Here is a 1654-nt window from a genome sequence, read left to right as displayed (position 1 = left end):
GGTTGGATATTCCGCGTGTGAATACGATTGTGATTGAGGATGCTCATAAGTTGGGTTTAGCGCAACTTTATCAATTGCGTGGTCGCGTTGGTCGGGCGGGGATTCAGGCTCATGCCTATTTGCTGTATCCGCCTAATCTTGAGTTAACAGATTCAGCGAAGAGGAGATTGGATGCGATTCAGGAGTTTAGTCAGCTTGGTTCGGGTTATCAACTAGCGATGCGCGATATGGAGATTCGTGGATTGGGGGATTTGTTGGGTGAGGAGCAGTCGGGGCAGGCAGATGTGATTGGCTTTGCGCTATATATGGATTTGCTTCAGGAATATATTAATGAGTTACGGGGGAAGATTTTGCCTGAAGTTGCGGATACTGAGCTTCAGTTGCCGCGTTTGGTTGCTTTTATTCCTGATACTTATATGGCGGACAATGAGACGAAGATTAATGCTTACTTGACTTTGGCGAAGGTGAAGTCGAAGGAGGAGATTATCAAGTTGGCAGCGGTTTGGGAGGGACTGTATGGGGCTTTGCCTGAAGAAACTCAGGTATTGCTCAGGGTGATGGAATTGAAGTTGGTGGCGCGGAAAGTTGGGGTGTTTCGCATTTATGCGTCAGATGATGGGCGCGATCTGTTTCTGGACTCGAAGCTGACGGATTCGCTTTGGGAGTTGCTTCATGCGAAGATTCCGATTGAGTTCTATTATCGTTTCTCTTTCGAGAAGGGGAGAATCAAGATTACTAGTCTGGCTCTCCTTCCTGGGGATAAGCAGGTGCATTTCTTGATTGAGTGGTTGGGTTGTTTTTTGAGTTGAGCTTTGGGCGATCGCTGTTTTATGATGCGATTATCTCAGATTTTATGCCAAAGCATATCCAGTATGCGCTCTCACTTGAGGCGGATGGAAAGCTAGGACAATATGATCCTTGGGAACTCCTGCTGCAACCAGTTCTTCAGTAATGCCATCTTCAATACCATCGTAGTGAATCCAGATTTTGTCGTTACGAATTTCGGCATGAACAACACATCCATGTACTCGCCGACTGTTTTCCCATCCTTCGCGCATCAGCATGAAGTGGTTGCGATCGCGACTAACGACAACGTAAGCATTCACGTTTCCATAGCGATAGGGAAGATCGGCATAATATTGGAGCAAAGTTTCTAGGGTTTTGCGCCATGAGTCTAGGTTGTTATCTGTGGTTGCCATTGAATTATGTCCTCATGATCTGGGTCAAAAACAATAAAACGAAAATCTGGTTCTTCAATTATTAAGTTGTCCAGATTCCTCTTGAAATATTGTCTCAAATGTACTGCCAATGATACTCAAACCCTACTATCTAAGCCAAAGCGATCAGCATCGGAAATTTGGACGGAATTTGCATCTATTCGCAATAGAATTTCTGAGAGATGATTGCTTGTTGAAATATTACCTCACCACAGCTAGGGGATATTTATAACTGATGTTACGTGGAACGCAGATGATGAATCTCCTACTGCTAGCGTGACAGGGCAAGCACGGGGGCATTGCCCCTACCTGTACAATTTTGTAACTGTAGATACTGTCTTGAGTACCAAAAAGTCAAGAGGGAATTTGAACAAAATTAGGATCGAAAGAACGCTGAGACTTGAGAACACCAAAGACCTGCCGCAATAGCTTGTGCA

General features: G+C 44.9%; 2 protein-coding genes. One reads left to right on the top strand and one right to left on the bottom strand.

Annotated elements, in window-relative coordinates:
* On the top strand, nucleotides 1-809 hold an 809-nt coding region (locus B9G53_RS24250; protein WP_369683020.1), incomplete at its 5' end, for a TRCF domain-containing protein.
* 42 nt (nucleotides 810-851) lie between these two features.
* Here the strand turns inward: B9G53_RS24250 and B9G53_RS24245 are convergent.
* A complete protein-coding gene (locus B9G53_RS24245; RefSeq protein WP_094536007.1) occupies nucleotides 852-1199 on the bottom strand; it encodes a XisI protein in 348 nt (115 codons plus the stop codon).
* Between the last annotated feature and the right edge of the window lie 455 nt (nucleotides 1200-1654).

Origin of the sequence: Pseudanabaena sp. SR411, assembly GCF_002251945.1 — a bacterium.
GTDB lineage: Bacteria > Cyanobacteriota > Cyanobacteriia > Pseudanabaenales > Pseudanabaenaceae > Pseudanabaena.
This window is presented reverse-complemented; position numbering and strand designations above follow the sequence as displayed.

Excerpts from the sequence above, each read along its gene's own strand:
- B9G53_RS24245 (WP_094536007.1), bottom strand. The coding sequence starts at position 1,199 with ATGGCAACCACAGATAACAACCTAGACTCATGGCGCAAAACCCTAGAA.